This window comes from Sinorhizobium sp. 6-70 (assembly GCF_030124375.1).
Lineage (GTDB): Bacteria > Pseudomonadota > Alphaproteobacteria > Rhizobiales > Rhizobiaceae > Sinorhizobium.
In genome coordinates this window covers 59,113-84,754 of the sequence record NZ_JASKLS010000006.1, presented here as the reverse complement: position 1 = coordinate 84,754, position 25,642 = coordinate 59,113, and the positions used below count along the sequence as shown (strand labels likewise).

Below are 25,642 nucleotides of genomic sequence, written 5' to 3'. Positions count from 1 at the left end.
TATCGGTGCCTCAGTCAGCATATATGGAGCAATGATATGCCAATTGCACGCGGAATAATTATTAATTATGCCAAAACTAGATAAATTCGACATCGCCATCCTGAAGATCCTCCAGGAGGATGCGCGCGCGACGAATGTGGAGATTGCCGAGCGCGTGAACTTGTCGCCATCGCCCTGCCTGAGGCGTATTCGCAATCTTGAGAAATCAGGGGTCCTGCGCGGCTATCGCGCCGATATCGACCGCAAGGAAGTCGGTCTTGGTTTGACGGTCTTCGTCGAGATAAAGGTTGGCCATCACAGCCAGGAAAACGCACGCCGCCAGCAGGAATCGCTGCTGGCGGTTCCGGAGGTGGTCTCCTGCTTTCTGATCTCCGGCAACGCCGATTTCCTGGCGGAGGTCGTGGTCGAGGACCTCTCGGCCTATGAGAGGCTCTTGACCGAAACCCTGCTCGCCCTGCCGGGCGTTACCGATATCCGATCGAACTTCGCGATCCGGTCCATCAAGACGGGTGGTCCGCTGAAGCTGCCCTCATTGCCATGAAGGGCGAGAGCCTGAACCCGTGATCACGGCCCTGAAGGCATGGGGCGACGAACACGTCTTCTGCAGCACCGATCGACTGGCGCTCAAGGCCTTCGCACGACCGATCGACCGCCGTGCCGGAGACGGACGCACCTGATTCCCGCTTGGGCCTCTGGAAACGCCCACCGCCGCGCTTATCTGTGATCTGACAGGTTTGACGAGGTCATGGAGAAAAAGACGTTTCATGAAAGTGAAAGCCATCTTCAATCGAGATGGGGGAACGTTCCGCACGACGGACATGGAGGCCTATGGCAGGACCGTGGAAGAAGTCTTTCGCGCTGCCGGACATGAGATAGAAGTCGCGGTTGTCGAGGCCGGCGACATGCGGGATATGCTGGAGAGAACCTGCCGGAGGGGTGATCTTGACGCGATCGTTGCCGGCGGCGGCGACGGCACGATCTCGGCCGCTGCCGCAGTCGCGTGGAAGAACCGCATGCCGCTCGGCGTCATCCCGGCCGGAACGATGAACCTTTTCGCGCGCTCATTGAAGCTGCCGCTCGATATCTGGAAGGCGCCGGCGGTTCTTGCTCATGGCAGAATCATCGATGGCGATATCGGCAGCGCCGACGGCCGCGCCTTTGTTCATCAATTTTCCATGGGCCTGCATGCCCGTCTGGTGCGGTATCGTAAGTCCTACCGTTTCGCCTCGCGGCTTGGAAAGATTGGTGCAAGCACCCGCGCGGCGATCGGCGTTGTTTTCAACCCACCGGATTTTGAAATCGAGTTCGATGCCGACGGCCACAGGGAACGCCGGCATGTTTCGGCGATTTCGGTCTCGAACAACCATTTCGGCCACTCCACGTTCATGTATGCGGATGACGTGACGAGCGGGCATCTCGGCTTCTACACCGCGCCGCCTCTGAAGCCTGCCGGCGTCGCGAAGCTTGCCTTCGCTATCCTGCGCGGCAAGTTCCGCGCGAGCCCTTTGATCACGGAGATGAGCGCCATCGCGGTCGACCTGCATTTCCCGAAGGTCGACCGAAAGATCAATTGTGTCATCGACGGCGAGCTTTTGCCGATGGGCCGGGACGTCGCGCTACGCATTCATCCCGGCGAACTGAAGCTGCTGGTCGGCACGCCATAAAATGAGCGCCTCACTACCGTGTGTTCCCTTAAATCGTAGCCGATTTAAGGATAAAACATGCGCCAATTCAAAGTGCTAGAGCGTCCTTCGGGTCTGATAAGACGCGGCCGCGCCGTAGAGGCTTACCTGCCGGCGACCGCGTCTTGTTCCCCGATCCAGATATAGTTGAACGCGTATCGTTGCGAATCGTGGCCGTAGAGATAGGGTAGGGCCACCGAGCGCGGATTCATCCCCGCTTCCGGGATACCGAACGTCGTCAAGGCGTTCTTCAGAATCTCGGGAATAGGCTGCTGCGCCTTGTTCTCCTCGCCCCGCCAGACCACCAGAAGGGGTCGTCTGGACATATCGGTCGCAGGCACATTCGAAAGATGGGGGATGGCGACAAAGGCATCGCGCAATTGTGTGCGGATATTGCCCGCCAACTGCTTGTCACCCGTCAGGACGAGTGCCGGCTGTTTGCCTTCGGTCTGAGCGATCGCTTCGACAAATGCTTCGTAAGGAATGTTCAGCCTCGAATAGTCGCCGTACCAAGGCCGTACGATGACACGGGCCGAAACGACCACGAGCGCACCAACGGCCATGATCCCGACCAGCAACAAGAACCGTCCGAGATAGCCGGACAAATCAATTTGCGCCGCCTCGATCTTGAGACAGAGATAGAGCGGGAGCAGGACGAGAAACAGCACGAGCCATTTCTCACGAACATGCGTTGCACTCACGCCGAGAACGATCAGCAGCACTGCAAAGAGGCACAGCAAAATCATGCGCCCGAGGATCCGGGTCCATTGGCTTTCGGCCCGCCAGACCGCTCCAATCTTCGCGCGAAAGACGAGTCCGAACAGGAGCAGCGTGACGATGCTGCCTCCGATGATCGCCGAGGCGAGCGCGACGACCCCATGGGTTGCTTGCAGGAGACGCCCCTCCACCTCGCGTTCCTTCATCTCGTTCAAAGTTCCGCTCGACGCGGAATCGAGATTCTGAAGCACCCAGTAACCGTGCGGCAGCGCGATGAGGCAGGCGACCGCCATGGCTGCGAGCACTCGCCAATCGAAGATGCGGGCGCGCAGGTCCCGCTCAGGGAGCACGGCAATGATCGCGGCGACCGGCACGAGGACGAAGTTGTACTTCGAGATCACGCCGATCCCGACTGCAGCGCCTGTAAGCAGATAGGAAAAGAGGCTCGGTCGCGTGAGTGTCAGCAGGAAGCCGTAGAGGAAAAGCGAAACGGCGAAAAGCGCAGCGACCGTGTGCGAGAGATCGCGTTGCGCAAGCAGGAAGACCGGCGGCAATGTCAGGACGCCGAGCATCGCGATCGCCGAAAGGCGCCTGTCAGCAAGAACGAGGCGCGCTGCGAGACCATAAAAGAGACAGCAAAGGAAGAGCAGCCCGTTTTTGAGGACCGTCATGGCCACAAGCGACGTGCCGAACAATTGGCCCAAGCCGTATTGCAGCCAGTTGTAAAATGGAGGCTGTGGCCCGTAGCCCAGTTGCAGGAACTGCGACAGAAAAGCCTGCTCCGCCTCATCGATCTCGAGCGAATTGGAGACCGAAAGACGCAGCAGCACGCACAGCAGGAAATATCCCGAAACGGCAAGGAAGACCGTGTCGGGGCGACGATTGACCGTATCAAGCATCGGCCTGTTCCTGCTCGAAGACCTGGCGCACGATATAGCTTGTCGTCTCGTCGTCGCGGAAATAGGCGCGGGCCATCATTTCAGAAAGGATGCCGGTGGTGATGAGCTGGATCGAAGACAGGAACAGCATCACCCCGACCATCAGCATCGGGCGGTTGCCGATATCGTTGCCGAGAATGAATTTGTCGATGGCCAGATAGAAGAGGATGAGTGCGCTCAAACCGCCGGTAGCAAGCCCGATGGATCCGAAAAAGTGGCCTGGGCGCGCCTTGTAGCGCATGAAGAAGAGCACGGCCAGAAGGTCGAGTATGACACGGAACGTGCGCGAGATGCCATACTTTGACGCGCCGAAGTGGCGGGCGTGATGCGTGACCGGCATCTCGCCGATCCGGCTGCTGGGCACGACGCCGGCAACCCAGGCCGGAATGAACCGGTGCATTTCGCCCATCAGTTTGACTTGCTTGATGATCGAGGCGCGATAGACCTTCAGGCTGCAACCGTAGTCATGGAGCCTCACTCCGGTGATCTTGCCGATCAGCCGGTTGGCGCACCACGAGGGAATTTTTCTGAGCAGCAGACCGTCCCGGCGGTTTTTTCTCCATCCGACGAGGAGGTCCAGTTGGCGTTCTTCGATCGCCGCGACCATGCGCGGAATGTCGGCGGGGTCATTCTGCAGGTCGCCGTCAAGCGTCGCGATCAATCGTCCGGAGGCGGCATCGATACCGGCCTGCATGGCGGCGGTCTGACCGAAATTTTTCTGCAGTTCGATGATCTTCAGCCTCAGGTCCGGACAAAAAAGTTCGGCGCGGGCATTGGCAAGGGTACGGTCGGTACTGCCGTCATCCACAAGGATCAGTTCCCATGGCTGGCTGAAGGCGGCCATTGCGTCGCGGATGCGTGCGACGAGCGGCCCCACGCTGTCCTCTTCGTTGAACACGGGGACGACGACGGACAGCTCGATGGCCTCGATTTTGTCGGCAAGAGCCGTCATGGGTTCTTCGGTGTGGTTCAAGGATGATCTCCCGCGTACTGTCGCAGGTTTTCTTGCACAGTTAACGGTGATAACCAACGTCGAATCGCGTGGTTCAGCACAGGAAATCGGTATCGGATGAATTCGGGCTGGCAGTTCAGTCGGCGATCGTGGCTTGCACGCAACCGCATGGCGCTGATTGCCGTGGTCGCGATCGCGGCTTACGCGATTTTTGTCGAATGGGTCTGGGGCTGGTCGACCCTGATGCGCCAGTGGGGCGAAATCGGAATCTGGTCGGTGCTTGCCGCGCTCGGCTTGCTGATCTCCACCTACTTCATCCGCTGCTTTCGCATCTACGACTATTTCCCGGAACACACCGCCGGCCGGTTCCTTCCTCTGTTCCGTGTCACGCAGGTCCACAATCTGCTCAACATCATGCTGCCGTTTCGAGCAGGTGAAACAAGCTTTCCCCTGCTGATGCGCTCCGAATTCGGGGTGCCGCTCGTGCACGGCACGTCGGCGCTTCTCGTCATGCGGCTGCTCGATCTGCATGCCTTGCTGACGGTCGCCGCGATTGGCCTCGTGATCGGGAGGAGCAATGCATGGGTCGGCTGGCTGGTCTGGACACTCGCTTTCATCTCGCCGCTCGCATTCTTCCTCCTGAAGGGAAAGGTTCTCGCTTTTCTGCGGCGCATGGCGCCAGCGAAGTTCACGACCGTGTTGGATGAAGTTGAGGCGGGCCTACCGGACAACGTTCCGGGCTTCCTGCGCGCATGGGCGATGACCATGCTGAACTGGGGCGTCAAGGTCGTGGTCCTCGCCTGGGTGCTTGCCATCATGGGGGTAGCGCCGCTTGCCGCCTGCTTCGGCGGTGCCCTTGGCGGCGAGCTCTCCTCTGTCCTGCCGGTTCATGCCCCGGCCGGGGTCGGCACCTATCCGGCTGCGATTGCTGCCGGAGCGATCTCCTTCGGAGCGCCCGGCGATCGCGCCGCCCTGGAGCTGCTCGGCCGGGCCAGCGTCAACGCGCACCTGCTCGTCATCGTGTCGGCTGTCGCCGGCACGATGCTCTCACTCCTGTTGCGGCGAAAATCATGATCTACTGGAACGAGGTTTCGTAGAAGCTTCTGAGCTTGCGCGAATGCAATTTCTCGGGCGGCATCGCCGCGAGCTTCTGCAATGCGAGGATGCCGATCTTCAGATGCTGGCTGACCTGCCTCCGGTAAAAGGCGGTCGCCATGCCGGGCAGCTTCAATTCGCCGTGCAGCGGCTTGTCCGACACGCAAAGTAGCGTGCCGTAAGGCACGCGGAAGCGGAAGCCGTTGGCCGCGATCGTCGCGGACTCCATGTCGAGCGCGATTGCACGCGCCTGCGACAGGCGTTTGACCGGGCCGCGCTGGTCACGCAGTTCCCAGTTGCGGTTGTCGATCGTCGCGACCGTGCCGGTGCGCATGATCTGCTTGAGGTCGTAGCCTTTGTAGCCGGTAACCTCGGCAACGGCGTCCTGCAACGCAACCTGCACTTCCGCGAGCGCCGGCAGCGGGATCCAGACCGGCAGATCATCGTCGAGCACGTGGTCCTCGCGCATATAGGCATGCGCCAGCACATAGTCGCCGAGGCGCTGGCTGTTTCTAAGGCCGGCGCAATGACCAAGCATCAGCCAGACATGCGGGCGCAGCACGGCGATATGGTCGGTGATCGTCTTGGCGTTGGACGGGCCGACACCGATGTTGACCAAGCTGATGCCGCCGTGCCCCTTCTTCTTCAGGTGATAGGCCGGCATCTGAGGCAGGCGGGCGAGGGTAGAGTCGGCATCGGGCCTGTCGGCGCCTGCGGGTGTCACGATGTTGCCGGGCTCGACGAAAGCGGTGTAGCCGTTGCCGCCCTCTGCCATCTGCTGGCGGGCCCAGGTGCAGAACTCGTCGACATAAAATTGATAGTTCGTGAAGAGCACGAAGTTCTGGAAATGCGTCGGGCTGCTCGCCGTGTAGTGGCTGAGGCGGGCCAGCGAATAATCGATGCGCTGCCCCGTGAACGGAGCAAGCGGCGACGGTTCGCCGGGGCCCGGCTCATAGGACCCATTGGCGATCTCGTCGTCGGTCGTCGTCAGGTCGGGCGCGTCGAACAGGTCGCGTAGCGGAATGTCGATGGTCTCGGCGGCCGACGCCTCGACATGGGCGCCCTCGCCGAAGGCGAAATGCAACGGTATCGGTGTCGCCGATTCGGATACAGTGACACCCACGCCGTGGTTGCGCATCAGGTGCCCGAGCTGCTCCTTCAGATAGTGGCGAAAGAGCTTTGGCCGGGTGATTGTCGTCGTGTAGACGCCGGGTGCACTGACGTATCCGAAGGAAAGCCTGGAATCGACGTGGCCGAAGCTGCTGGTCTCGATGCTGACTTGCGGATAGCAGGCACGGAACCGCGTGAGCGGCGCATTGCTCTTTCCAAGGCCTTCGAAAGCCTCGCAGAGGAACCGGGTGTTGCGTTCGTAAAGAGCCTCCAGGCAATCGACGGCCTCGGCCGGATCTTCGAAGAGGTGCGGCTCGAATGGTTCAGGGGTTGCGATGGAGAGAACGGAGTTTGAAGAGATTCGTTTGTCCATGTCGTATTATAGGCTGCGCCTTCTGACAAGCAAACGACAAGATGGAGCGGGATCTCGAAAATTATAGAGCCATCTTCCGCCGCGACCTTGCTTTAACTATCTGGAATCGAACGCCGATTGGATCGCGATTCGTCCGGTCTTTCCGTTCTCGCCTGCCGGAATCAACGCGGCCCGGCGAGAATGATCACGCTGCCAGCGAGCGTCACCGCGACGCCGGTCATGTCCCAGCGGTCGGGGCGCACACCCTCTGCCAGTCACAGCCAGCCGAGCGAAGCGGCGACATAGGCGCCGCCATAGGCAGCATAGGCGCGGCCCGCGGCAGTCGAATCGACCATCGTCAGGAGCTACTGCATGTTTCCCTAAATCGGAGTCGATTTAGGGATAAAAACATGCAGCAATTCAAAGTGCTACAGCGACCTATGTGCGTTTGAAAGGACGCACGGCGCTGTAGGCAAAAAGCGCGAGCGAGCCCATGCCGGGTACAAGCCACCAGATGGATTTGCCGAGTTTGAGCCAGGCCCAGAAGGCAAAGCAACCAGCGATTTCGGCAAGAGCGGCGGCGAGATAGATTGCGTATGCGGGCATGGTTCCATCCCTTCTGCGGAAAGGATCGGAATTTCAATCCATGCGCAAGTGGTAGACGGACCGCAAGCCTACTGCATGTTTCCTTTAAGCATCGCCGATTAAGGACAAAAATGTGCAGCAACTCAAGGTGCGCAGCGTCCTTTGGGCGTCTAAGGCGCGCGGCGGTACAGACCTCAGCTCATCGCCTGGCGCTGGAGCGTCACGAAGAGGACGAAGCCGGCACCGGTCTTGCCGATGCCGAGGCCCGCGGCCTTTGAGTAGGCGACCGCTCCGATCGGCGCCATCAGCAGGCTCGTGAGTATTAGGACCCGGAGCGAGAGAATGGCGGAAGTGGCGAGAGCGGCCATTTTTCGGTTCCTTCGGAGCAATTCCAGCAAACGTGAAGCGTTTTTCCGTCCGGAATTGCGTAGGTTCAAGAATCTAGAGCTTGGCCTGGCAATATTGGGCCGTGTGGGCGGTGCAATCGGTCAGCGAGCCGAGATAGGTGCTTTGGCGGCGGCGCTGCGTATCGGCACTGACTGCGGCGGCGAGCGTCATTGCGAAGACAACCATCAGAACGCTGATGATGGTGAGGCGCCGAGCGAGAATATCCATGGTTCTGTCCGTTGGCTGGAGGCACGTTAAGATCGATTGATTGCCTTTTCTCACAACCAAACTGAATTGTTGCTGAGATGTCCGTTCATCTCCGGTTCATCTTCGTGAATCGCTGAAGTCTTGTCGCCGGCAGCACGCATGCCTACGTCTTGACTCTCGCAACCTCAGGAGAAACAGGATGACTGCTCCGATCGAGCTTTATTACTGGCCGACCCCAAACGGGTGGAAGATCACGATCATGCTGGAGGAACTCGGGGTTCCTTACGTGGTCAAATACATCAATATCGGGCGAGGCGAACAGTTCGCTCCGGATTTCCTGAAGATCGCACCCAATAACCGCATGCCGGCGATCATCGATCCCGATGGCCCGGGAGGCCAGCCGATCTCGGTGTTCGAGTCGGGGGCGATCCTGCAATATCTCGGTCGTAAATACGGGAAGTTCTATCCTGCCGACGAGCGATCCCGCGTTGACGTCGATCAATGGCTCTTCTGGCAGATGGGCGGCCTCGGCCCCATGGCGGGACAGGCCCATCATTTTCGCCAGTATGCGCCCGAAAAAATCGAATACGCGATCAATCGGTATACCAATGAGGCGAACCGTCTTTATGGCGTGATGAACAAGCGCCTCGCCAACCGGCCGTTCCTGGCTGGCGACTACTCGATTGCCGACATGGCCTGTATCGGTTGGGTGATCCCGCACGAGAATCAGGGGCAGGATCTGAATGATTTCCCGCATCTGAAGCGCTGGTTCGAGACAGTACTTGCGCGGCCCGCCGTTCAGAAGGCGATCGAAGTGGGCAAGGAAGAGCGCGCCCGCCAGAAGAGCCTGGCCGAGGACCAGGAGGCGCAGAAGGTCCTGTTTGGGCAGCGTGCCGTTGAAACGAGAAACAAGGGGCAACCGCGTTAAGCGGTGCCCCCGCGATTGCCTGGCTCTTACAGACGCGTCCAGGTCTGCGATTTGCAAAGCACCTTCAGCACACAGCCTTTCATCTTCAGCGAATTGCCGTTGACGGCGCCCGAACCGCTATAGGTCTTGTCGCTTTCCGGATCGGTGATTTCGCCGCTATAGCTGCCGTCGGTTCCGGTCAGATTGCCGATCCGCTTGCCCGCGTGCTTGCCGGTTTTCAATGTGATGCAGTAAGCGCCGCCGCATGGTGCGATTTCGGCAGTGGCGCCACTCGCAGTTTTCCAGTTGCCGACGATCGGTTCTGCGGCCAGGACGGAGCCGACGGTGCTGCAGGCAAGGGCCGTTGTGATGAGCAATGTGCGAATCATTCAATTCCTCCCGATAAGAAATCTGGCCGGCACAATATCGCGTGCCGGCCAGACTGGAACTCCCAATGTCAAGCGGTCTTCCGCCGCCTACTGCATGAATCGACCTCGATGACATGCAGCAATTCAAAGTGCGACAGCGACTTTGCGCGTCGGATAAGATGCGCGGCGCTGTAGGGGCGAACGTATCTTACGCGCACGTAAAGGTAAATATCCGTCACCCGGCCGGATCGCTGGTTTGCTCGGCCCCCGGAGCGGGCGACAGGAAATGAAAATCGATGCGCGGCCGGTCGATGCTGTTTGTAGTTAGCAATTGGTTGAAATCCGCGGCTGAATATTTCGTAAATTTTGATGCAAATGCGCTCTGTTCCAGGCGATCCGATGCTTAATGAAAATTCAAGTTTACCAAGCGTTTGAACTTTGTTTGCGTCAAATTAAGCATGCATTTTAAGCGAGCGTTGAAGGCCATTGGGCATACTTAGACCCATAAGACGAGCGGGTAGAAACAACTCGCCGAACCGCCGAAAGCGACACTGCAAAAGACGGTGCACTCTCGGAAAGCCCGCAAGAGGCGCGACTGAACAGGGACGAAATAAATGCTGATCTGGAGCAAAGGTCCGCCCAAGAGGGCGGGCCGCTTCAGCCGGATCAACCAACAAGACAGGGACAAGACAATGGCACGCTTTGATATGCAAATCGCTTCGGACGCCGCCATGGGTGGCGAAAACCGCGCGGACGCGCTTTGTGAAATGGGCCTTGCCTATGCCACGGGCCGTGGCCGGCCGGTGGATCTCGTCGCCGCCCACAAGTGGCTGAACATTGCTGCCATCAAGGGATCCGACCGCGCCGCGGACTTGCGCGCCGACCTCGCGGCAACGATGAGCAAGACCGATCTTGCCGCCGCGCTGCGTGCCGCACGCGAGTGGATGACAGTACACTGAACACGCGGGCTCGCACTTCTTGCAAGCGCCCAGGAGCCTGGCGAATTCTGCCGGTGTCCTTTTGCGCGTCTGACAGGGTGCCTACCGCAGTATCAGCTACCGGCGGCCAGGCTCTTGAGAACGGCGGGCAGGGCTGCTTCGAGCAGGTCCATTTCAGCTTCCGGTCCGGTGCTGACCCGAATGCAGCGATTGAGCGGGGCAACACCCGGCATCCGGATGAAAACGCCATGGTCGCTCATCAGCCGGTCGACGATCGCCCGCGCATAGGTCGCATCCCGTCCACAGTCGATGGCCACGAAGTTTGTGGCTGATGGCAATGGCTGCAGCCCGTTGTCGCGCGCGATCCGAGAGATGCGGTCACGCGACGCCGCTATTCTCGCGATGACTTCCTCGAGATAGCGCTGGTCGGCAAGGGCGGCAATCGCTGCGGCGACGCCGACACGGTTCATCCCGAAGTGATTGCGGATCTTGTCGAACGCCGCGGCCGTGCCGGGTGTTGAAAGCGCGTAGCCGACGCGCGACCCGGCAAGTCCATAGGCCTTGGAAAAAGTGCGCGTGCGTATGACGTTCGGCTTGTCGACCAAGCTGTCGATCGCCGGTATCGATTCCGGCGGCGCCGTTTCGCTGTAGGCTTCATCGAGGACGAGGAGCGTCGTTTCCGGCAGGGCTTTTGCGAATTCGACGATTCGATCAGCCGGCCACCAGCTTCCCATCGGGTTGTCAGGGTTCGCGAAGTAGACGAGCGGTGCATTCTCGCGCTTCGCCGCTGCAAGCAACCCGTCGAGGTCTTCTCGATCGTCAGCATAGGGGACCGTGACCAGACGCCCGCCGTGCCCGGCGACATGATAGTTGAATGTCGGATAGGCTCCGAACGATGTCACCACCGGCATGCCCGGCTCGATGACCAGGCGAACAATCTGGCCGAGCAAACCGTCGATGCCTTCGCCGACCGCGATGTTGGCGGGAGAGATTCCGATGTGGCCGGCGAGGGCTTGTTTCAGTTCGTAGTTTTCAGGATCGGCATATTTCCAGGTTTCTGCGGCGGCTTTCTGCATGGCAAGCCGCACCGAATTTGCCGGGCCGAAGCCGCTTTCGTTGGCACCGATGCGCGCGGCAACCTTGCGGCCGCGCTGGCGCTCGATCGCTTCGGGCCCGACGAAGGGAATGGTTGCTGGCAAAGATTGGACAAGCGGTGTGAAGCGCGAAAATGCGGACATGCGAGAAGCTGAACCCCATGGAACAAGACGCCGCGGAACTTATCGCATATGCGCAGGAATCGGAATCGATTTTGCGGAAAAGATCGGCCTGCCTGCCTCGTCAGGGCGTCACTCGACGAAGCCCCAGTTGACTGATGCGGGACGACGCGAAACCGATGCAGGGTTGGCATGCGTCTTTTTGTCTTGCCCGGTGAAAAACTCGTGGCGCACGATTTCGTGGAGGAATGCCTCGTCGATCGTCTTGATGAATTGCACGCCGATGCGCTCCCCCTTGCGGTAGACCTCGGCGCATCCGATTCTAAATCTCGTACCGACGATGTGGAGATAGTAGTGCTGCGACAGCCCGATTGTCGTGCTCACCGAAAAGCTCGCGCCGCCGCGCGAGATGTCGATCATTTTGCAGGCGCGTATCGAGACGCCGCCGAGAGCCGGTCGCACCGACATCAGCGTGCCAGCCTGGCCGATCGAAAAGCGCTCGTATTTACGCTCGTAAAACGGCGAGGGGACGAGCGAATACATGGTCGACTGCAGCATGCGTCATACTCCGGAGCGCCGCATGAAGCAGCGATTGTGATTCCACGAAGTCCGGGCAAGTCATTTGCCGGTGCCTCCCAAAGCGCATGGGCAGGAAGGCGTTCTCATCAGTATTCAGCGGGAAACTTGCAATCCCTTGAAAGCAATCGATAAGAATCTAATGAGCTTGCTTTATTTGAGCGTCGACGCAGTTGCTTCTAAAACCCGCCACTCGAAAACTGCAACCGGATCAGCCGGCGCAGAAAGTCTTGGGCAAGCAGCATGTTGAAACGCACGCCGAGCTCCGTGCCGCTGCGATGGACCTCGGCGCAGCCGATTTCCTCCTTGAAGCCGTCGATCTCCAGAAAGAAGTGCTTCGGTAGTATAATCGCGGCGTTGAAGTCGAGCATTGCGCCGCCAATCGAGATATGCCGGAGCAGGCATTGATACTTGGTCTTCGCCTTCAGTTGCTTACCGATGACGAGGATGCGGCACGGGCGCTCGATGAAATAATGCTGGTACACGGCCGCGGACTGGCCGGGCTTTGCTTGCGCGACATGCATGATCATCGACATCGCAGCCTCCGAAAATGCCGTTTCTTCTATCCATTGCGACGCTCGGCGGGAATCGCCGCGCTCGACAGCGTATTGGTGATCTTCCGCAAGTGGACTTGCTTCGGCCTTGCGACGTGTGCCCACCGCCCGCGATGCACATCGCCGACAATGGGGCCGCCCGACGTGCAGCCAGCGGATGAAAATCGTGTGATTTCCTGAAATCCGACAAAAAAATCTTGCATTGATGGCGCGGTGACACTAGTCAGGCGCTAACGGAGAGGTGGCCGAGTGGTCGAAGGCGCTCCCCTGCTAAGGGAGTATACCGGAAACGGTATCGAGGGTTCGAATCCCTTCTTCTCCGCCATCTTTTGATTGTTTTATTGTAGGCGTCCGCCGATCTTTGATCGCGACACCGGAAGGCGCTTTCTGCGCACCTGCAAAATCATGCCCGCCTGTCCACATGCTTGCCTTCTCCTCGTTTGCCGCTCGCGACGAGTCGTTCGATTCCCGGGATAGTCAGAAGGCCTGAAGGATTCGCGAATCCAGTGCGTTGATTCTCTTGTGAATCGGCAAAAATCTCCCGGTCGCCATTTCGTCAGAGGCCGTTTGGGTGGCGCCTTGTTTGTGAGAAGACAGCAAGGCGGGACTGTCGATGCCCGGTTTTGCCCCCGTTTTCGGCCATTTTCTGCCCCTTTCTGAAACAGGACGCCCGCTGGTCCTTTATGCTAACCCCCCGTCGCTAAAGGATTTTCTTAACCCTTTATTAATTTCCTCGGGTGGTCTGAGGCGATTTTGTGTCGTTTCAGCAACAGGGATCAGGGAAGGGCAGCGCAAAGGAGGTGATCTGGCAAGTTGGTCGTTGCGTGCCCCATCCGGTTTTGTATTTTCAACTCCGGAAGCAAGGGCGGTTGATCGTCCGACTTCTTGAACGTTGGGGATGGGGCAGGGAACGCTGTCCTTCAGCAAAGAAACCCAGACCCGTTTGAAACTTTTGACTGGAGGTCAGAAATGAACATCAAGAGCCTTCTTCTCGGCTCCGCTGCTGCTCTCGCAGCAGTATCCGGCGCTCAGGCAGCCGACGCAATCGTCGCCGCCGAGCCGGAGCCCATGGAATACGTTCGCGTCTGCGACGCTTTCGGCACGGGCTACTTCTACATCCCGGGCACCGAAACCTGCCTCAAGATCGGCGGCTTCATCCGCGTACAGGGCTCGTTCGGCCGTGATGAAGTAACCAGCCGTTACAATGGTAACGACTTCGGCAACCAGGCCACGTCGGACTGGGATATGTTCTCCCGCGCTTACATCTCGTTCGATGCCAAGAGCGACACCGAGTACGGCACGCTCACCGGCTTCTTCGCTGCTGAGTTCAACGCCGACAACGACACCGACGTTGGCGACAGCTTCATCGACGTCGACGAAGCCTACATCCAACTCGGCGGCTTCAAGGCCGGCTTCTTCTACAGCTGGTGGGATAAGGGTCTGAACGGTGAAACCGACACGCTCGGCAACTTTACCGAATTCAACTCGCTCGCTTACCTCTATGACGGCGGCACCTTCCAGGCCGGCGTTTCGGTCGACGAACTCGAAGGCACCTCCACCAAGGACAACGGCGTCGGCGTTGCCGGTATCGTTTCGGCCACCCTCGGCGGCGTAAGCTTCGACCTGCTCGGCGGCTTCGACACCGAACTCGAAGAAGGCGCGATCCGTGCTCTGCTTTCGGCTGACCTCGGCCCGGGCGTCTTCCAGGTCGCTGGTATCTGGGCATCCAACCCGAACGCTTACTGGGAACGGTCTGAGTGGACGGTTGCAGCGTCCTACCGTTGGAACGTTAACGACAGGCTCGCTATCACCCCCGGTGCTCAGTACTTCGGCAACCTGTCCGAAGGCTCGCTCACCGACTTCGGCAGCGACGACGCATGGCGCGTTGGCGGTACGGTTGACTACAAGATCACCGAAGGTCTCGCCACCCGTCTGTCGGTTCAGTACGAAGATCAGGATGACGGCGACGATGAAGTCTTCGGCTTCCTCCGCCTGCAGCGTGACTTCTAATCTGACCTGACCTCGGTCAGTTAGGGAAGCCCGGCTTTCGAGCCGGGCTTTTTCGTTTTGGGCGTTCGTGGTCGGGGAGGGGCTTCTGCGTACGTTTACCGCTGCAGAAAGGCGGCTATAGCCTGTCTCGGGCCATCGAGATGTAGAAGCGGTGCGTGGCCCTGTCCGACCACGGTCACGGCCATCAGCTTCGGATGCCGACGCTTCATCTCCTCGACCGTGGCCTCCGATAGCAGCGTGGAACGCTCCCCACGAACGACCATCAGCGGCAGGCCGGCGAAGGCTTCGAATTGCGGCCAAAGGTCCGGCGGTGACGTATCGACCGTGAGCGTCTGCAATGGTGCCGCGATCGCCGGATCGAAGTCCGCGACCGGGACGCCGCCTTCGTCGCGATAGATCGCCTTCGCCATCTCCTGCCAATCGTGCTCGCCAAGAATTGGAAAATCTTTCCCGTGCATGGACCGCAAGTAACGAGGCGCGGCGGCCCAATCCTTGGGCGCTGTCGCTGCGTTGAGATAGTCCCGGATTCGCAGCAGGCCCTCGATTTCGATGACGGGACCGATGTCGTTGAGAATGACGCCTGCGATCAAGGCGGGGGCAAGGCCGATGAGGTGATGCAGGATCAGGCCGCCGCGCGACGTGCCGATGAAGATCGACCTCTCGATATCAAAATGGGCACAGGCGGCAATGAGGTCCGAGGTTTCGACCGCGATCGTGTAACGAGTCCTGTCGTGGTCACGCTCCGAGCCGCCGCGCCCACGGGAATCAAGAGAGAGGACGAAAAACCCGCCTCCCGCCGGAGAGGCAAGAAAGCCCGCGAGTTCGTGGAAGTCGCGACTGTTGCGAGTAAGGCCGGGGAGGCAGACGACTGGGGTATGTCTGGACCGCCGATCGCCGTAGGATCTGGCATAGAGCTGCAAGCCGTCCTGTATCCGAAAGAGATGCTCGCTAAAATCACTCCGATCCATCATTACTCCGTTCGCTCGAGAAGAGTGAAATCGTAACGTCTGGATTCGCAACGGCAAGTGGGCGGATGCTTGGCCGGCACGACGGTTTGTGCCGACAGAACGGCTTGTCACCTCAAGAGGCGTGGCTTGCCGAGCTGGGTGCGTTAGCTGTAAGGCGAATAGCACTGGCGACGGGGGCCGCCATACGGCTGATAAGTGTTGTCCCAGGCGCGATATGATCGATAGCGCGCATAGCACCAGCGGGTATGAGAGCTGCCGCCGCCGTATCTCGGGCCGGAATATCTCGGCTGGCTCAACAGGCCACCGACGATCGCGCCGGTCGCCAGGCCGCCGATGAACGCGCCGAAATCATTGTCGTCATCATCGTGATAGTAACGGCGGTGGTAGCGGTTACGGTAGCGATCGCGATAGTAGCTGCGGCGATAGTCGCGATAGCTGCGCCGGTTGTACCGATGGCCAGATACGCAATACGGCAAACTACACGCGCGGCCCTTCCGTTCCTCGCCACGCTCATAAGGAAACTGCACGCGTTGAATGTCCGTGGCTTGCGGCTTCACCACCGGAATGACAGGAAATGCTTCCGCGGGCGGAACGCTGCTGATTGCCGTCGCCAGTGACAGAGCGACAATTGCTAACGTCTTCATTGGCTTCACCATTTCCTTTCTGGACAAACCGATTCCTTTCACAGGAAAATGGCTAAGTTCGCATTTTGTGCCATGTTCCGGCGGGCAATCACGATCATTTGATCGTCGCGCCCTGCCTCACGATGGCTTTGGGATTGAACGCTGGAAGTCATCTGACCTCAGGGCAATTGTCGCCCTGTTCTCAAGTCCGAGACGATGTCTGCGGGCTCTCCCAAACGGGACTTGTAGACCTGGTAATTCTCCATCACCCGCTGGACATAGTTGCGCGTCTCCTGAAAGGGGATGCGTTCGATCCAGTCCACGACGTCATCGATCGGCTTGCCGCGTGGATCGCCATAACGCTCGAGCCATTCCGGCACGCGGCCAGGGCCGGCATTGTAAGCGATGAATGTCAGTATGTAGGAGCCGCCGAAGCTGCTGATCTGCTCGCCGAGATAGTGCGCCCCGAGAGTCGCGTTGTAGCCTGCGTCGGTCGTCAGGCGATCCTTGGAATAGGCAAGGCCGAAGCGGCTTGCGACGCCTTTGGCAGTACCCGGCAGAAGTTGCAGCAGGCCGCGGGCATTGGCGGCGGAGACGGCGGCCGGGTTGAAGGCGCTTTCTTGCCGGGCAATCGCATAGGCAAGCGCCTTGCCGGCGCCCGTGATATCGGCGCTGGACGGGATGACGCCGATGGGAAAGGCAAGCGCGGCGACATCGATGCCTCGGGCGAAAGCGATTTTGCCAATTTGCAGCGAAAGCTGATGATCGCCCGTCTTTTCCGCGCGCGCCGTAAGCATCGCGAGCTCGCCGGGACTGGTCAATTCTTCCGCCAGCGACCGATAAAGGCTGTCCGCGCGCCAACCGTGGCCCGCGGCGTCCAGCCGGGCAATGGCCCTGATAGCTTCGCGGTGTTCGAATCGTGTTCGATCCTCCTGCGTCGGGGAGGGGTAGCTTACGTCAAGCGTCGGGCGGTCGAGCCTGGCTGCGGCAAGTTGCCCATAGAACGTGCCCGGGTAGCGCGCCGCATTGCCAAAATATTCGCTCGAATCGCCGGGGCCGCCCGCCTCGGCGGCGCGTCCCAGCCAGTACCAGGCGCGTGAGGCCGAGATCGGCCGGCTCGACGCCTCCAGGATCTTCCGGAAATGTCCTGCCGCCGTTGCCGGATCTTCCAAGCCTCGCAGCGCGTACCAGCCGGCATGGAACTCCGCGTCGACAATGTCGGTCGCGTCGGTTGCCGCGTGGTTGGCGGCGATGCGGTAGGCACTGCGGAAATCCCCTGCGTCGAGCAGCCCGCGGCTGACGATCCGCTGCTCAGTCCACCATTCGCCCGGGTTCACCAGGGCTTCGCGATCCTTGGGCGTTTTAGCGAGGAGCTTGGCGGCCTCCTGGTATTTCTCCTGCTTGCGCAGATGCTCGATGCGGACAAACAGAAAGGCGGGGCTGTCACGCCACGACGAATCGACTGTCTCGATCAGCGATGCCGCGTTGCCGTTGCCACGGATAACGGCAGCCCAAGCCCGATAAAGCGATTGCGCCTTGCCAAGATCGCTGAAGCGTCCCGCCTGCTCGACGCGGCTGCGGTAGAGAAGCATCTCCATACGGCGCTCGTGGTCGGCGGTCGTCAGGAGACTGGAAAATTCCGCGAGGATCTTCGTTTCGGTGTCCTTATCGAGCGCGTCTTTCAACCAGATGCCGCGCAGATGCGTCGCCGCTGTTGCCTTTTGTCCTTCGGCCGCGAGTGCCCGGGCGAGGATGATGGCGCCCTCCGCCGTTTCGGGCTCGGTCGCGCCGAAGGCGGCGATCACATCTGATGCAGGCGGATTTTCGCGATAGAGCGCCCTTTCCGAATGCGCCCGCAGCGACTTCAAGCCGGGCCAGCCTTGAAGCTCCCGCTGTGCCTCGGCGATTTCGTAGGATGGAATGCCCTTTTGCCCAGAAACGACGATGGCCCAGGTGAGGATGTGGCGCTCCAGTGTTCCAGAGGGCATCCCGTCGCGAACGGCGATTGCTTTGGCGGGTTGGCGACTGGAAAGCGCGTCGAGGCCTGCTTTCAAGTCTGCGTCGATCGGCGTGACGGCCGCGGGTATTGCGCTGGTGTGGTCCTTGGCCGCGACCCGTCCCGCTTTGCCGGCTGAGCCTGGCTTGTTCGCCGGTACCGGTGCCCGCGCCTCGCTCGCCAGAACCGAGGCAGACAGCATCACGGCGCCGACCATGGCGGCGACGGGCAGAAGGAGTGGTCCGCGCATCAAGAGCCCCGTGTGTCCCCGTTCATTCTCCGCCGGATCGCCTGCCGAAAAGTTAGCTGCATTTGTCGATGGCCGCAAATCATGGGTGCGGTATTTCCACGGGGGCCCGTTCCAGCATCGCTTCGAGCTGGCCGAACCGCCTCTCGCGCTATCGCTTGGGTGAAAACCGACATGAAATGCGTCTTCACGACGCTTGCCGCAACCACGTCACATGATTATGGTGCGGCAGTTTTTTAACCGTCGATTGCGGCCAAAGCGTGGGAGTTTCCTGCTCCTTGCGGCCGTCAGGAGTTGTGCATGTTCAAGGGTTCCATTCCCGCACTCGTAACACCGTTCACCGCCACCGGCTCGGTGGACGCGGATAGTTTCGTCGCGCATGTGGAATGGCAGATAAAAGAGGGCAGCCACGGGCTGGTGCCGGTGGGCACGACCGGGGAGTCGCCGACCTTGTCCCACGACGAACACAAGAAGGTCGTCGAACTCTGTGTCGAAGCGGCGGCCGGACGCGTGCCCGTCATTGCCGGTGCCGGCTCCAACAATACGACCGAAGCGATCGAGCTTGCGCAGCATGCCGAAAAGGCGGGCGCTGACGCCCTCCTGGTAGTGACGCCCTATTACAACAAGCCCACGCAGAAGGGTCTCTTTGCTCACTATGGAGCAATCGCCGAAAGCGTGAAGCTACCGATCGTAATCTACAACATTCCCGGTCGCTCAGTCGTCGACATGGGCGTCGAGACAATGGCCGCGTTGGCAAATGCCTATCCGACGATCATCGGCGTCAAGGATGCGACCGGCAGGATCGAGCGTGTCTCCGAGCAGCGTATGGCCTGCGGCAAGGAGTTCGTACAACTCTCCGGGGAGGATGCGACAGCTCTTGGTTTCAATGCGCATGGTGGTGTCGGCTGCATCTCCGTTACCGCGAATGTAGCGCCGCGCCTCTGTGCGGAATTCCAGGAGGCGACGCTTGCCGGTGAATACGCCAAAGCGCTCAAGTACCAGGACAAACTGATGCCGCTCCACAAGGCTATATTCATGGAGCCTGGCCTCTGCGGCGCAAAATACGCACTGCATCGCCTGGGGCGGATGAGCCGTGCCGTTCGTTCGCCGCTCTTGGCGACGCTTGAGCCGGGTACCGAAGCGGCGATCGATGCCGCGCTTAGGCATGCGGGATTGATGAACTGATGGCCCCCAAAGGCAGCCAGCGCACGGTCAAGAAAGTCGTGGCGGAGAACCGCAAGGCCCGCTTCAACTACGAGATCGTCGATACTTACGAAGCCGGTCTTGTCCTGACCGGCACGGAGGTCAAGTCGTTGCGCGAAGGAAAGGCCAACATCTCCGAATCCTACGCGACCGACGAAGGCGGCGAGATCTGGCTGATCAACTCCTACCTGCCGGAGTATTTGCAGGCCAACCGCTTCAACCACGAAACGCGCCGGCGTCGCAAGTTGCTGCTGTCGAAGCGGGAAGTGAACCGGCTGCAGGGTGCCGTCAACCGCGAAGGCATGTCGCTGATTCCGTTGCGGATTTATTTCAATGATCGCGGGCGGGCCAAGCTGGAACTTGCGCTCGGCAAGGGCAAGAAACTGCACGATAAGCGCGAGACTTCCAAGGAACGCGATTGGAACCGGCAGAAGAACCGGCTCCTCAAGGAGCGCGGCTGATCCAGCCGGTGAGGGGGCGCTCGCGCTGCCTCGCATGAACTCCTGATCTTAAAGTTCGACGTCGTCCGCCACTGGCTCGACGGCACGCGGTGTGCGTTCCGAGGGTTCCCGGCCGATTTCGCTTCTAAGCGTCACGAGGTCGATGAAGTGATCCGCCTGGCGACGCAGATCGTCGGCGATCATCGGCGGCTGGGTCGACATGGTCGAGACCACCGAGACCTTGCGGCCCTTGCGTTGCAGCGCTTCGACGAGCGTGGTGAAGTCGCCGTCGCCCGAGAAGATGACGAGATGGTCGACTGTCTCGGATTGCTCCATGGCGTCGATCGCCAGCTCGATATCCATGTTGCCCTTGATCTTGCGTCGTCCGAGCGAGTCCGTGAATTCCTTGGCCGGCTTGGTGATGACCTTGTAGCCATTGTAGTCCAGCCAGTCGATCAATGGACGGATCGACGAATATTCCTGATCTTCGATAAGCGCGGTGTAATAGTAGGCCCTGAGCAGATACCCGCGTTTTTGGAATGCTTTCAGCAGCTTGCGATAGTCGATGTCGAAACCGAGACTTTTCGATGCGGCGTAGAGATTGGCGCCGTCTATGAAAAGTGCGATTTTCTCGCGGGGATCGAACATCGTAATTTCCTTTTCCATGCCCGGCGCAGCTTCGACCTCCCGGGGGAGGGTGCGCAGAAAATAGGTGGATTACATTAATAATTGCTGATATTGCAAATAATGTAGGTTATACCACGCATTAATCCAAGCAGCGCACGGCGCATATAGCTAGTTTTAGCAGTTGCTGCAGTTCGTCCACACTTCAATTTCCGATTGCTGCTGCACTTTCGACCATTGCATTGTGCAAGGCAATCACCATGTGTGGCCCATACTTGCGGCCCGCAAGACACTATATTCTACCATGTGTCATTGGTCGATGTGAGCACCGAATGCAGGAAAAACTTGAACTTATGCCGTTTTGATTGTATCCGGGCGGCTAATTCCAGAAATCGGAGCCGATGAGGCTGTCAAATGACGGCTGTTCCGGTCTCGTGTCGTTTAATCCGTGCAGCGGCAACGCCGCCGCGCCTTGAGTTGCAAAGGACAGGCTATGGCCCGCGTCACCGTCGAAGACTGCATTGACAAAGTCGACAACCGTTTCGAACTTGTTTTGCTCGCCAGCCACCGCGCACGCCTGATTTCGCAGGGCGCTGCGATCACCGTTGACCGCGACAACGACAAGAACCCCGTCGTCGCGTTGCGCGAGATCGCCGACGAGACCCTTTCGCCCGGCGATCTGAAGGAAGACCTCATCCACTCGCTGCAGAAGCATGTCGAGGTGGACGAGCCCGAGCCCGATCCGGCTTCGCTGACCCAGCCGGAAGCGGCGGCCGCGTTCGCGGACGCGGCGGAAGAGGAAGATCAGCCGGAAGCGCTGACCTTCGACCGCATGTCCGAAGAGGAACTGCTTGCGGGCATCGAAGGTCTTGTGCCCCCGGAAAAGAGCGACGACTACTAAGATCCGTTCCGGAACGTTTGTTCCAACGTGTTTTCAAAGCAGTGCGCCACTCCTATGATTGGCGCACTTTTTTGTTTGCCTTTTCCCACGGAGCCGCCAGCGGATGATGCGCCAATACGAGCTCGTTGAGCGCGTGCAGAAATACAAGCCCGACGTCAATGAAGCCCTGCTGAACAAGGCTTACGTCTATGCCATGCAGAAGCACGGCCAGCAGAAACGGGCAAGCGGCGACCCTTACATCTCCCATCCCCTCGAAGTGGCGGCCATCCTTACGGAAATGCACCTGGACGAGTCCACGATCGCGGTTGCGCTGCTGCACGATACGATCGAGGACACGACCGCGACGCGGCAGGAGATCGACGATCTCTTCGGTGAGGACATCGGTGCGCTGGTCGAGGGGCTGACGAAGATCAAGAAGCTCGATCTCGTCACCAAGAAGGCGAAACAGGCAGAAAACCTTCGCAAGCTTTTGCTTGCCATCTCGGACGACGTCCGCGTTCTGCTCGTCAAGCTCGCCGACCGCCTGCACAACATGCGCACGCTTGACCACATGTCGCCGGAGAAGCGCGCACGCATCTCCGAAGAGACGATGGACATCTACGCGCCGCTGGCCGGACGCATGGGCATGCAGGACATGCGCGAGGAGCTCGAGAACCTCGCTTTCCGCCATATCAACCCGGAGGCCTACGAAACCGTCACCAGGCGGCTGCAGGAACTGTCCGAGCGCAACGAAGGCCTCATCAAGAAGATCGAGGAGGAGTTGAGCGAACTGCTGCAGGCCGAGGGCCTGAAGGAGGCGCTGGTCAAGGGACGCCAGAAGAAGCCCTATTCGGTCTTTCGCAAGATGCAGTCGAAATCGCTTTCCTTCGAGCAGCTGTCGGATGTCTGGGGCTTCCGCATCATCGTCGATGATATCCCTTCGTGCTACCGGGCACTCGGCATCGTGCACACACGCTGGCGTGTCGTCCCGGGTCGCTTCAAGGACTATATTTCGACGCCGAAGCAGAACGACTACCAATCGCTGCACACGACGATCATCGGCCCGTCGCGCCAGCGCATCGAGCTGCAGATCCGCACGAAACGCATGCACGATATCGCCGAATACGGCATCGCAGCGCACGCGCTCTATAAGGATCGCGACGCCGTGGCGACGGATGCGCCGCGGTCACCGACGTCGAACGCTTATTCCTGGCTTCGCCGCACGATCGAATCGTTGGCCGAAGGCGACAATCCCGAGGAGTTCCTGGAGCACACGAAACTGGAACTGTTCCAGGATCAGGTCTTCTGTTTCACCCCCAAGGGGCAGTTGATCGCACTGCCGCGCGGCGCCACGCCGATCGACTTCGCCTACGCCGTGCATACGAATATCGGCGATACCTGCGTCGGCGCCAAGATCAACGGCCGCATCATGCCGCTGGTCACACGCCTCAACAACGGTGACGAGGTCGAGATCATCCGCTCCGGCATTCAGGTGCCGCCGCCCGCCTGGGAGGAAATCGTGGTCACCGGCAAGGCGCGCGCTGCGATCCGTCGCGCGACCCGAGCGGCCGTCCGCAAGCAATATGCCGGTCTCGGCTACCGCATTCTGGAGCGAACCTTCGAACGCGCAAGCAAGAATTTTTCGCGGGAGGCGCTGAAGCCGGCCTTGCACAGGCTCGGGCAGAAAGAGGTCGAGGACGCAATCGCCGCGGTCGGACGGGGCGAGCTGTCCTCGCTCGACGTCCTGCGTGCGGTTTTCCCTGATCATCAGGACGAGCGCGTCACGGTCAAGCCCAGCGCAGACGACGGCTGGTTCAATATGCGCAGCGCCGCAGGAATGGTCTTCAAGCTGCCCGGCCGCACGAAAGAGACGGTCGCAGAGCAACAGGCCGAAGGGCCGGAAGCATTGCCGATCCGCGGCCTTTCCGGCAATGCCGAGGTGCACTTTAGTCCGGCCGGTGCCGTTCCGGGCGACCGCATCGTCGGCATCATGGACAGCGACAAGGGGATTACCATCTATCCGATCCAGTCGCCGATCCTGCAAAAGTTCGATGACGAACCGGAGCGCTGGATCGATGTGCGCTGGGATCTCGACGAGGCGAACAACAGCCGGTTCATAGCCAGGATCGCGGTCAGTGCGCTGAACGAACCCGGCACTCTGGCGGAGATCGCCCAAGCGATCGCGACGACCGACGTCAACATCCGTTCGCTCTCGATGGGACGTGTTGCGGCGGATTTCAGCGAACTGCAATTCGACCTGGAAGTCTGGGATCTGCGTCAGTTGAACCATCTGATCACCCAGCTCAAGGAGTTGCCGAGCATTTCCATGGTCAAGCGGCTGTTCGAATAGCCACGTAAAGCCTGCAACAATTCAAAGCGCTACAGCATCCTTTGCGCGTTCGATAAGAGGCGCGGTGCTGTAGGAGACGTCCATCAACCATCGGCATTTTTCAACCGCGATGGTTGGCGGTTCGTGTCATTGAGTCGCGCCTGGATCAGGCCACCCTCGATGCCGCATTCGGAACGACATGTTTTCTGTGCATCTGCCCGCGGAATGGGCAGGGAGGGGGCGAAAGATCACTTGTCATGCGTCGTCTGCATGGCTGCCGCCTCATCCTGGCGCTGGTGGGGCGATGGTCGCCAAACTATCTTCTGCTCGGGAGGTAAACGAAGAGGTTTGCCATGTTCAAGCAGTTGAAGAAACTCACCCGTGCCCTGCACATCCCGACCGTTCAAGAGCGTGAGGCCGCCTATCTGAACGGTTCCGTCGACCGTATCGACCTGGAATACCGCCAGCGTCAGATCGATCGTGGCCTTTTCCGCAACAGCTTCTGATTTGCCGCCCAGCCGCAGGGCGGGCTGCGCGACGAGCTATGCGTCAAACGAATAGCTCTGTTGCAGATCCCTGCGGCGCCGTCGGTGACTTGCCTGTGGCGGACATGACGCCTATCTTGCGGCCCACAACGGAGCGGAGGCGCTTTAGTCGCGCCCGCGGCTGCTTCGAGACGCGATTATGACGGCATAATGTTATTCAGGCGCAGAAAACCGGTTACGATTTCCGAAAGGCTTCGCGCGCTGCTGTGGCCGCGCAAGGGCCTCTCGCGCGGGCTGCGTTACGTTGCCCTGCGCATTCTGCGCCTGTCGTCGTCTCCGCACTCGATCGCGGTCGGGGTTGCGGCCGGCGCCGCATCGTCGTTTACGCCGTTCTTCGGCCTTCACATCGTTCTTGCCGTCGCCCTTGCGTCGATTTTCTCCGGCAATCTGGTTGCGGCCGCGATCACGACGGCGCTCGCCAATCCGGTCACCATTCCAGTCATCCTGACGGCATCTTACGAGATCGGCACGGTGCTGACAGGGCCGCAGGATGGTATTGCTTTCAGCGGCGCTGAGATCGGCGATATGGTCGAACGCCTGAAGCTCACGGAACTCTGGGGGCCGGTATTCAAACCGATGCTCATCGGGTCACTGCCACTCGCCATCGTCGGGGCGCTTGTCTTCTACCCGCTCGCGTACCAGGCGGCCCGCCTTTTCCAAAGGCGCCGCCGGCGCGCGCGTTCCCAACAGGTCGAACAATCATCATGATCATCGGCATCGGCAGCGATCTCATCGATATTCGCCGGATAGAGAACTCGCTCGAACGCTTCGGCGAGCGCTTCGTCAGCCGTTGCTTCACGGACATCGAGATCGCCAAATCGGACGGCCGCAAGAACCGCGCAGCGTCTTATGCCAAGCGTTTCGCCGCCAAGGAGGCCTGTTCGAAAGCATTGGGCACCGGCTTGGCTCAAGGGGTTTTCTGGAAGGATATGGGCGTCGTCAACATGCCGGGCGGGAAGCCGACGATGCAACTGACCGGCGGCGCGGCCGAGCGGCTCCAGAAAATACTACCCGCAGGCCATCGTGCCGCCATTCACCTGACGATCACGGACGACTTCCCGCTCGCACAAGCCTTCGTGATTATCGAGGCGCTGCCCGTTGCCCCGGTTGAGGGAACGGTTTAGAGCATTCTGCAGAAAAGACGGACCGGCGGTCGCTTGAAGCGCGCGGTTCCGGCAACATATAGGATCGAATT

General features: G+C 59.9%; 26 protein-coding genes, 1 tRNA gene and 2 pseudogenes. 14 read left to right on the top strand and 15 right to left on the bottom strand.

From position 1 onward, the window contains the following. Window positions 1-67 precede the first annotated feature (67 nt). Window positions 68-541 (top strand): Lrp/AsnC family transcriptional regulator, encoded by a 474-nt coding sequence (locus tag QN222_RS13785; protein ID WP_283961693.1) that lies wholly within the window; start codon window positions 68-70, stop codon window positions 539-541. Window positions 542-764: 223 nt separating this feature from the next. Next, window positions 765-1,664 (top strand): diacylglycerol kinase family lipid kinase, encoded by a 900-nt coding sequence (locus QN222_RS13780; RefSeq protein ID WP_283961694.1) that lies wholly within the window; start codon window positions 765-767, stop codon window positions 1,662-1,664. 122 nt (window positions 1,665-1,786) lie between these two features. Here QN222_RS13780 and QN222_RS13775 read toward each other — a convergent pair whose 3' ends face one another. After that, window positions 1,787-3,298, bottom strand: coding sequence for a glycosyltransferase family 39 protein (locus QN222_RS13775; RefSeq protein WP_283961695.1), 1,512 nt, complete (start codon window positions 3,296-3,298; stop codon window positions 1,787-1,789). Beyond that, the gene (locus tag QN222_RS13770; RefSeq protein ID WP_283961696.1) at window positions 3,291-4,310 is read right to left on the bottom strand and encodes a glycosyltransferase family 2 protein; all 1,020 of its coding nucleotides are present in this window, start codon (window positions 4,308-4,310) and stop codon (window positions 3,291-3,293) included. Before QN222_RS13770 ends, QN222_RS13775 begins: the two co-directional genes overlap by 8 nt. Window positions 4,311-4,406: 96 nt before the next feature. Here QN222_RS13770 and QN222_RS13765 point away from each other — a divergent pair, with 96 nt between their 5' ends. Beyond that, window positions 4,407-5,363, top strand: a complete 957-nt coding sequence (locus tag QN222_RS13765) for a lysylphosphatidylglycerol synthase domain-containing protein (RefSeq protein WP_283961697.1) — start codon at window positions 4,407-4,409, stop codon at window positions 5,361-5,363. A 1-nt stretch (window position 5,364) separates the two neighbouring features. Here the strand turns inward: QN222_RS13765 and QN222_RS13760 are convergent, their stop codons facing one another. From QN222_RS13760 to QN222_RS13740, 5 genes and pseudogenes are all read right to left on the bottom strand, one after another. Continuing rightward, complete coding sequence (locus QN222_RS13760; protein WP_283961698.1) at window positions 5,365-6,867, bottom strand: AMP nucleosidase; 1,503 nt, start codon at window positions 6,865-6,867, stop codon at window positions 5,365-5,367. 161 nt (window positions 6,868-7,028) lie between these two features. Then, window positions 7,029-7,211 (bottom strand): annotated as a pseudogene (locus QN222_RS13755) (hypothetical protein); the annotation flags it as partial. Between the two features lie 103 nt (window positions 7,212-7,314). Next, window positions 7,315-7,452: pseudogene (locus QN222_RS13750) on the bottom strand (hypothetical protein); the annotation flags it as partial. Window positions 7,453-7,625: 173 nt separating this feature from the next. Then, window positions 7,626-7,799 carry a hypothetical protein gene (locus tag QN222_RS13745; RefSeq protein WP_283961699.1) on the bottom strand — a complete coding sequence of 58 codons (174 nt, stop codon included), beginning with the start codon at window positions 7,797-7,799 and terminating at the stop codon, window positions 7,626-7,628. Window positions 7,800-7,872: 73 nt separating this feature from the next. Continuing rightward, window positions 7,873-8,046: a hypothetical protein gene (locus tag QN222_RS13740; RefSeq protein ID WP_136504085.1), complete on the bottom strand. Its 174-nt coding sequence runs from the start codon at window positions 8,044-8,046 to the stop codon at window positions 7,873-7,875. 178 nt (window positions 8,047-8,224) lie between these two features. Between QN222_RS13740 and QN222_RS13735 the strand changes: the two genes are divergently transcribed. Continuing rightward, window positions 8,225-8,953, top strand: coding sequence for a glutathione S-transferase N-terminal domain-containing protein (locus tag QN222_RS13735; RefSeq protein WP_284005474.1), 729 nt, complete (start codon window positions 8,225-8,227; stop codon window positions 8,951-8,953). Between the two features lie 26 nt (window positions 8,954-8,979). Here QN222_RS13735 and QN222_RS13730 read toward each other — a convergent pair whose 3' ends face one another. Continuing rightward, window positions 8,980-9,321, bottom strand: a complete 342-nt coding sequence (locus QN222_RS13730) for a DUF2147 domain-containing protein (protein WP_283961700.1) — start codon at window positions 9,319-9,321, stop codon at window positions 8,980-8,982. A gap of 671 nt (window positions 9,322-9,992) precedes the next feature. Between QN222_RS13730 and QN222_RS13725 the strand changes: the two genes are divergently transcribed. Continuing rightward, window positions 9,993-10,259 carry a sel1 repeat family protein gene (locus QN222_RS13725; protein WP_136504089.1) on the top strand — a complete coding sequence of 89 codons (267 nt, stop codon included), beginning with the start codon at window positions 9,993-9,995 and terminating at the stop codon, window positions 10,257-10,259. A gap of 92 nt (window positions 10,260-10,351) precedes the next feature. Here the strand turns inward: QN222_RS13725 and QN222_RS13720 are convergent, their stop codons facing one another. The 3 genes from QN222_RS13720 to QN222_RS13710 form a co-directional block, all read right to left on the bottom strand. Continuing rightward, complete coding sequence (locus QN222_RS13720) at window positions 10,352-11,476, bottom strand: pyridoxal phosphate-dependent aminotransferase (RefSeq protein WP_283961701.1); 1,125 nt, start codon at window positions 11,474-11,476, stop codon at window positions 10,352-10,354. A 108-nt stretch (window positions 11,477-11,584) separates the two neighbouring features. Further along, entirely contained in the window at window positions 11,585-12,010 is a 426-nt protein-coding gene (locus QN222_RS13715) for a PilZ domain-containing protein (RefSeq protein ID WP_283961702.1), read from the bottom strand. 197 nt (window positions 12,011-12,207) lie between these two features. Next, window positions 12,208-12,564 (bottom strand): hypothetical protein, encoded by a 357-nt coding sequence (locus tag QN222_RS13710; protein ID WP_283961703.1) that lies wholly within the window; start codon window positions 12,562-12,564, stop codon window positions 12,208-12,210. Window positions 12,565-12,817: 253 nt separating this feature from the next. On the opposite strand from QN222_RS13710, the gene QN222_RS13705 reads away from it, so the two are divergent. Both QN222_RS13705 and QN222_RS13700 read left to right on the top strand, forming a co-directional pair. Next, window positions 12,818-12,907, top strand: a tRNA-Ser gene (locus QN222_RS13705). A gap of 644 nt (window positions 12,908-13,551) precedes the next feature. Then, window positions 13,552-14,592, top strand: a complete 1,041-nt coding sequence (locus QN222_RS13700) for a porin (RefSeq protein WP_283961704.1) — start codon at window positions 13,552-13,554, stop codon at window positions 14,590-14,592. Window positions 14,593-14,687: 95 nt separating this feature from the next. On the opposite strand, the gene QN222_RS13695 is transcribed toward QN222_RS13700, so the two are convergent. The 3 genes from QN222_RS13695 to QN222_RS13685 all read right to left on the bottom strand — a co-directional run bounded on the left by QN222_RS13695 (window position 14,688) and on the right by QN222_RS13685 (window position 18,429). After that, entirely contained in the window at window positions 14,688-15,560 is an 873-nt protein-coding gene (locus QN222_RS13695) for an alpha/beta fold hydrolase (RefSeq protein WP_336621027.1), read from the bottom strand. A gap of 143 nt (window positions 15,561-15,703) precedes the next feature. Continuing rightward, window positions 15,704-16,204: a BA14K family protein gene (locus QN222_RS13690; protein ID WP_283961706.1), complete on the bottom strand. Its 501-nt coding sequence runs from the start codon at window positions 16,202-16,204 to the stop codon at window positions 15,704-15,706. A 158-nt stretch (window positions 16,205-16,362) separates the two neighbouring features. Beyond that, the gene (locus tag QN222_RS13685) at window positions 16,363-18,429 is read right to left on the bottom strand and encodes a lytic transglycosylase domain-containing protein (protein WP_283961707.1); all 2,067 of its coding nucleotides are present in this window, start codon (window positions 18,427-18,429) and stop codon (window positions 16,363-16,365) included. Between the two features lie 297 nt (window positions 18,430-18,726). Between QN222_RS13685 and dapA the strand changes: the two genes are divergently transcribed. Together dapA and smpB are read left to right on the top strand one after the other, a co-directional pair. Next, window positions 18,727-19,611, top strand: a complete 885-nt coding sequence (dapA, locus tag QN222_RS13680; protein ID WP_283961708.1) for a 4-hydroxy-tetrahydrodipicolinate synthase — start codon at window positions 18,727-18,729, stop codon at window positions 19,609-19,611. Further along, complete coding sequence (gene smpB / locus QN222_RS13675) at window positions 19,611-20,090, top strand: SsrA-binding protein SmpB (protein WP_136504097.1); 480 nt, start codon at window positions 19,611-19,613, stop codon at window positions 20,088-20,090. The genes dapA and smpB overlap by 1 nt, the downstream gene beginning before the upstream one ends. 48 nt (window positions 20,091-20,138) lie before the next feature. On the opposite strand, the gene QN222_RS13670 is transcribed toward smpB, so the two are convergent. After that, a complete protein-coding gene (locus QN222_RS13670; RefSeq protein WP_180940553.1) occupies window positions 20,139-20,717 on the bottom strand; it encodes an NYN domain-containing protein in 579 nt (192 codons plus the stop codon). 469 nt (window positions 20,718-21,186) lie between these two features. Between QN222_RS13670 and rpoZ the strand changes: the two genes are divergently transcribed. From rpoZ to acpS, 5 genes are all read left to right on the top strand, one after another. Continuing rightward, window positions 21,187-21,594, top strand: a complete 408-nt coding sequence (gene rpoZ, locus QN222_RS13665; protein ID WP_136504099.1) for a DNA-directed RNA polymerase subunit omega — start codon at window positions 21,187-21,189, stop codon at window positions 21,592-21,594. 103 nt (window positions 21,595-21,697) lie between these two features. Beyond that, complete coding sequence (locus tag QN222_RS13660; protein ID WP_283961709.1) at window positions 21,698-23,923, top strand: bifunctional (p)ppGpp synthetase/guanosine-3',5'-bis(diphosphate) 3'-pyrophosphohydrolase; 2,226 nt, start codon at window positions 21,698-21,700, stop codon at window positions 23,921-23,923. A gap of 332 nt (window positions 23,924-24,255) precedes the next feature. Continuing rightward, window positions 24,256-24,408, top strand: coding sequence for a DUF3563 family protein (locus QN222_RS13655; RefSeq protein ID WP_136504102.1), 153 nt, complete (start codon window positions 24,256-24,258; stop codon window positions 24,406-24,408). Between the two features lie 189 nt (window positions 24,409-24,597). Next, window positions 24,598-25,155 (top strand): DUF2062 domain-containing protein, encoded by a 558-nt coding sequence (locus QN222_RS13650; RefSeq protein ID WP_283961710.1) that lies wholly within the window; start codon window positions 24,598-24,600, stop codon window positions 25,153-25,155. After that, complete coding sequence (gene acpS, locus QN222_RS13645; RefSeq protein WP_283961711.1) at window positions 25,152-25,571, top strand: holo-ACP synthase; 420 nt, start codon at window positions 25,152-25,154, stop codon at window positions 25,569-25,571. Before QN222_RS13650 ends, acpS begins: the two co-directional genes overlap by 4 nt. Window positions 25,572-25,642: the final 71 nt, after the last annotated feature.

Excerpts from the sequence above, each read along its gene's own strand:
- acpS (WP_283961711.1), top strand. The coding sequence starts at position 25,152 with ATGATCATCGGCATCGGCAGCGATCTCATCGATATTCGCCGGATAGAG.
- QN222_RS13745 (WP_283961699.1), bottom strand. The coding sequence starts at position 7,799 with ATGGCCGCTCTCGCCACTTCCGCCATTCTCTCGCTCCGGGTCCTAATA.
- QN222_RS13655 (WP_136504102.1), top strand. The coding sequence starts at position 24,256 with ATGTTCAAGCAGTTGAAGAAACTCACCCGTGCCCTGCACATCCCGACC.
- QN222_RS13725 (WP_136504089.1), top strand. The coding sequence starts at position 9,993 with ATGGCACGCTTTGATATGCAAATCGCTTCGGACGCCGCCATGGGTGGC.
- QN222_RS13735 (WP_284005474.1), top strand. The coding sequence starts at position 8,225 with ATGACTGCTCCGATCGAGCTTTATTACTGGCCGACCCCAAACGGGTGG.
- QN222_RS13710 (WP_283961703.1), bottom strand. The coding sequence starts at position 12,564 with ATGTCGATGATCATGCATGTCGCGCAAGCAAAGCCCGGCCAGTCCGCG.
- QN222_RS13785 (WP_283961693.1), top strand. The coding sequence starts at position 68 with ATGCCAAAACTAGATAAATTCGACATCGCCATCCTGAAGATCCTCCAG.
- QN222_RS13660 (WP_283961709.1), top strand. The coding sequence starts at position 21,698 with ATGATGCGCCAATACGAGCTCGTTGAGCGCGTGCAGAAATACAAGCCC.
- QN222_RS13685 (WP_283961707.1), bottom strand. The coding sequence starts at position 18,429 with ATGCGCGGACCACTCCTTCTGCCCGTCGCCGCCATGGTCGGCGCCGTG.
- rpoZ (WP_136504099.1), top strand. The coding sequence starts at position 21,187 with ATGGCCCGCGTCACCGTCGAAGACTGCATTGACAAAGTCGACAACCGT.
- QN222_RS13765 (WP_283961697.1), top strand. The coding sequence starts at position 4,407 with ATGAATTCGGGCTGGCAGTTCAGTCGGCGATCGTGGCTTGCACGCAAC.
- QN222_RS13775 (WP_283961695.1), bottom strand. The coding sequence starts at position 3,298 with ATGCTTGATACGGTCAATCGTCGCCCCGACACGGTCTTCCTTGCCGTT.
- smpB (WP_136504097.1), top strand. The coding sequence starts at position 19,611 with ATGGCCCCCAAAGGCAGCCAGCGCACGGTCAAGAAAGTCGTGGCGGAG.
- QN222_RS13690 (WP_283961706.1), bottom strand. The coding sequence starts at position 16,204 with ATGAAGACGTTAGCAATTGTCGCTCTGTCACTGGCGACGGCAATCAGC.
- QN222_RS13695 (WP_336621027.1), bottom strand. The coding sequence starts at position 15,560 with ATGGATCGGAGTGATTTTAGCGAGCATCTCTTTCGGATACAGGACGGC.
- QN222_RS13650 (WP_283961710.1), top strand. The coding sequence starts at position 24,598 with ATGTTATTCAGGCGCAGAAAACCGGTTACGATTTCCGAAAGGCTTCGC.
- QN222_RS13720 (WP_283961701.1), bottom strand. The coding sequence starts at position 11,476 with ATGTCCGCATTTTCGCGCTTCACACCGCTTGTCCAATCTTTGCCAGCA.
- dapA (WP_283961708.1), top strand. The coding sequence starts at position 18,727 with ATGTTCAAGGGTTCCATTCCCGCACTCGTAACACCGTTCACCGCCACC.
- QN222_RS13730 (WP_283961700.1), bottom strand. The coding sequence starts at position 9,321 with ATGATTCGCACATTGCTCATCACAACGGCCCTTGCCTGCAGCACCGTC.
- QN222_RS13780 (WP_283961694.1), top strand. The coding sequence starts at position 765 with ATGAAAGTGAAAGCCATCTTCAATCGAGATGGGGGAACGTTCCGCACG.
- QN222_RS13715 (WP_283961702.1), bottom strand. The coding sequence starts at position 12,010 with ATGCTGCAGTCGACCATGTATTCGCTCGTCCCCTCGCCGTTTTACGAG.
- QN222_RS13740 (WP_136504085.1), bottom strand. The coding sequence starts at position 8,046 with ATGGATATTCTCGCTCGGCGCCTCACCATCATCAGCGTTCTGATGGTT.
- QN222_RS13760 (WP_283961698.1), bottom strand. The coding sequence starts at position 6,867 with ATGGACAAACGAATCTCTTCAAACTCCGTTCTCTCCATCGCAACCCCT.
- QN222_RS13670 (WP_180940553.1), bottom strand. The coding sequence starts at position 20,717 with ATGTTCGATCCCCGCGAGAAAATCGCACTTTTCATAGACGGCGCCAAT.
- QN222_RS13700 (WP_283961704.1), top strand. The coding sequence starts at position 13,552 with ATGAACATCAAGAGCCTTCTTCTCGGCTCCGCTGCTGCTCTCGCAGCA.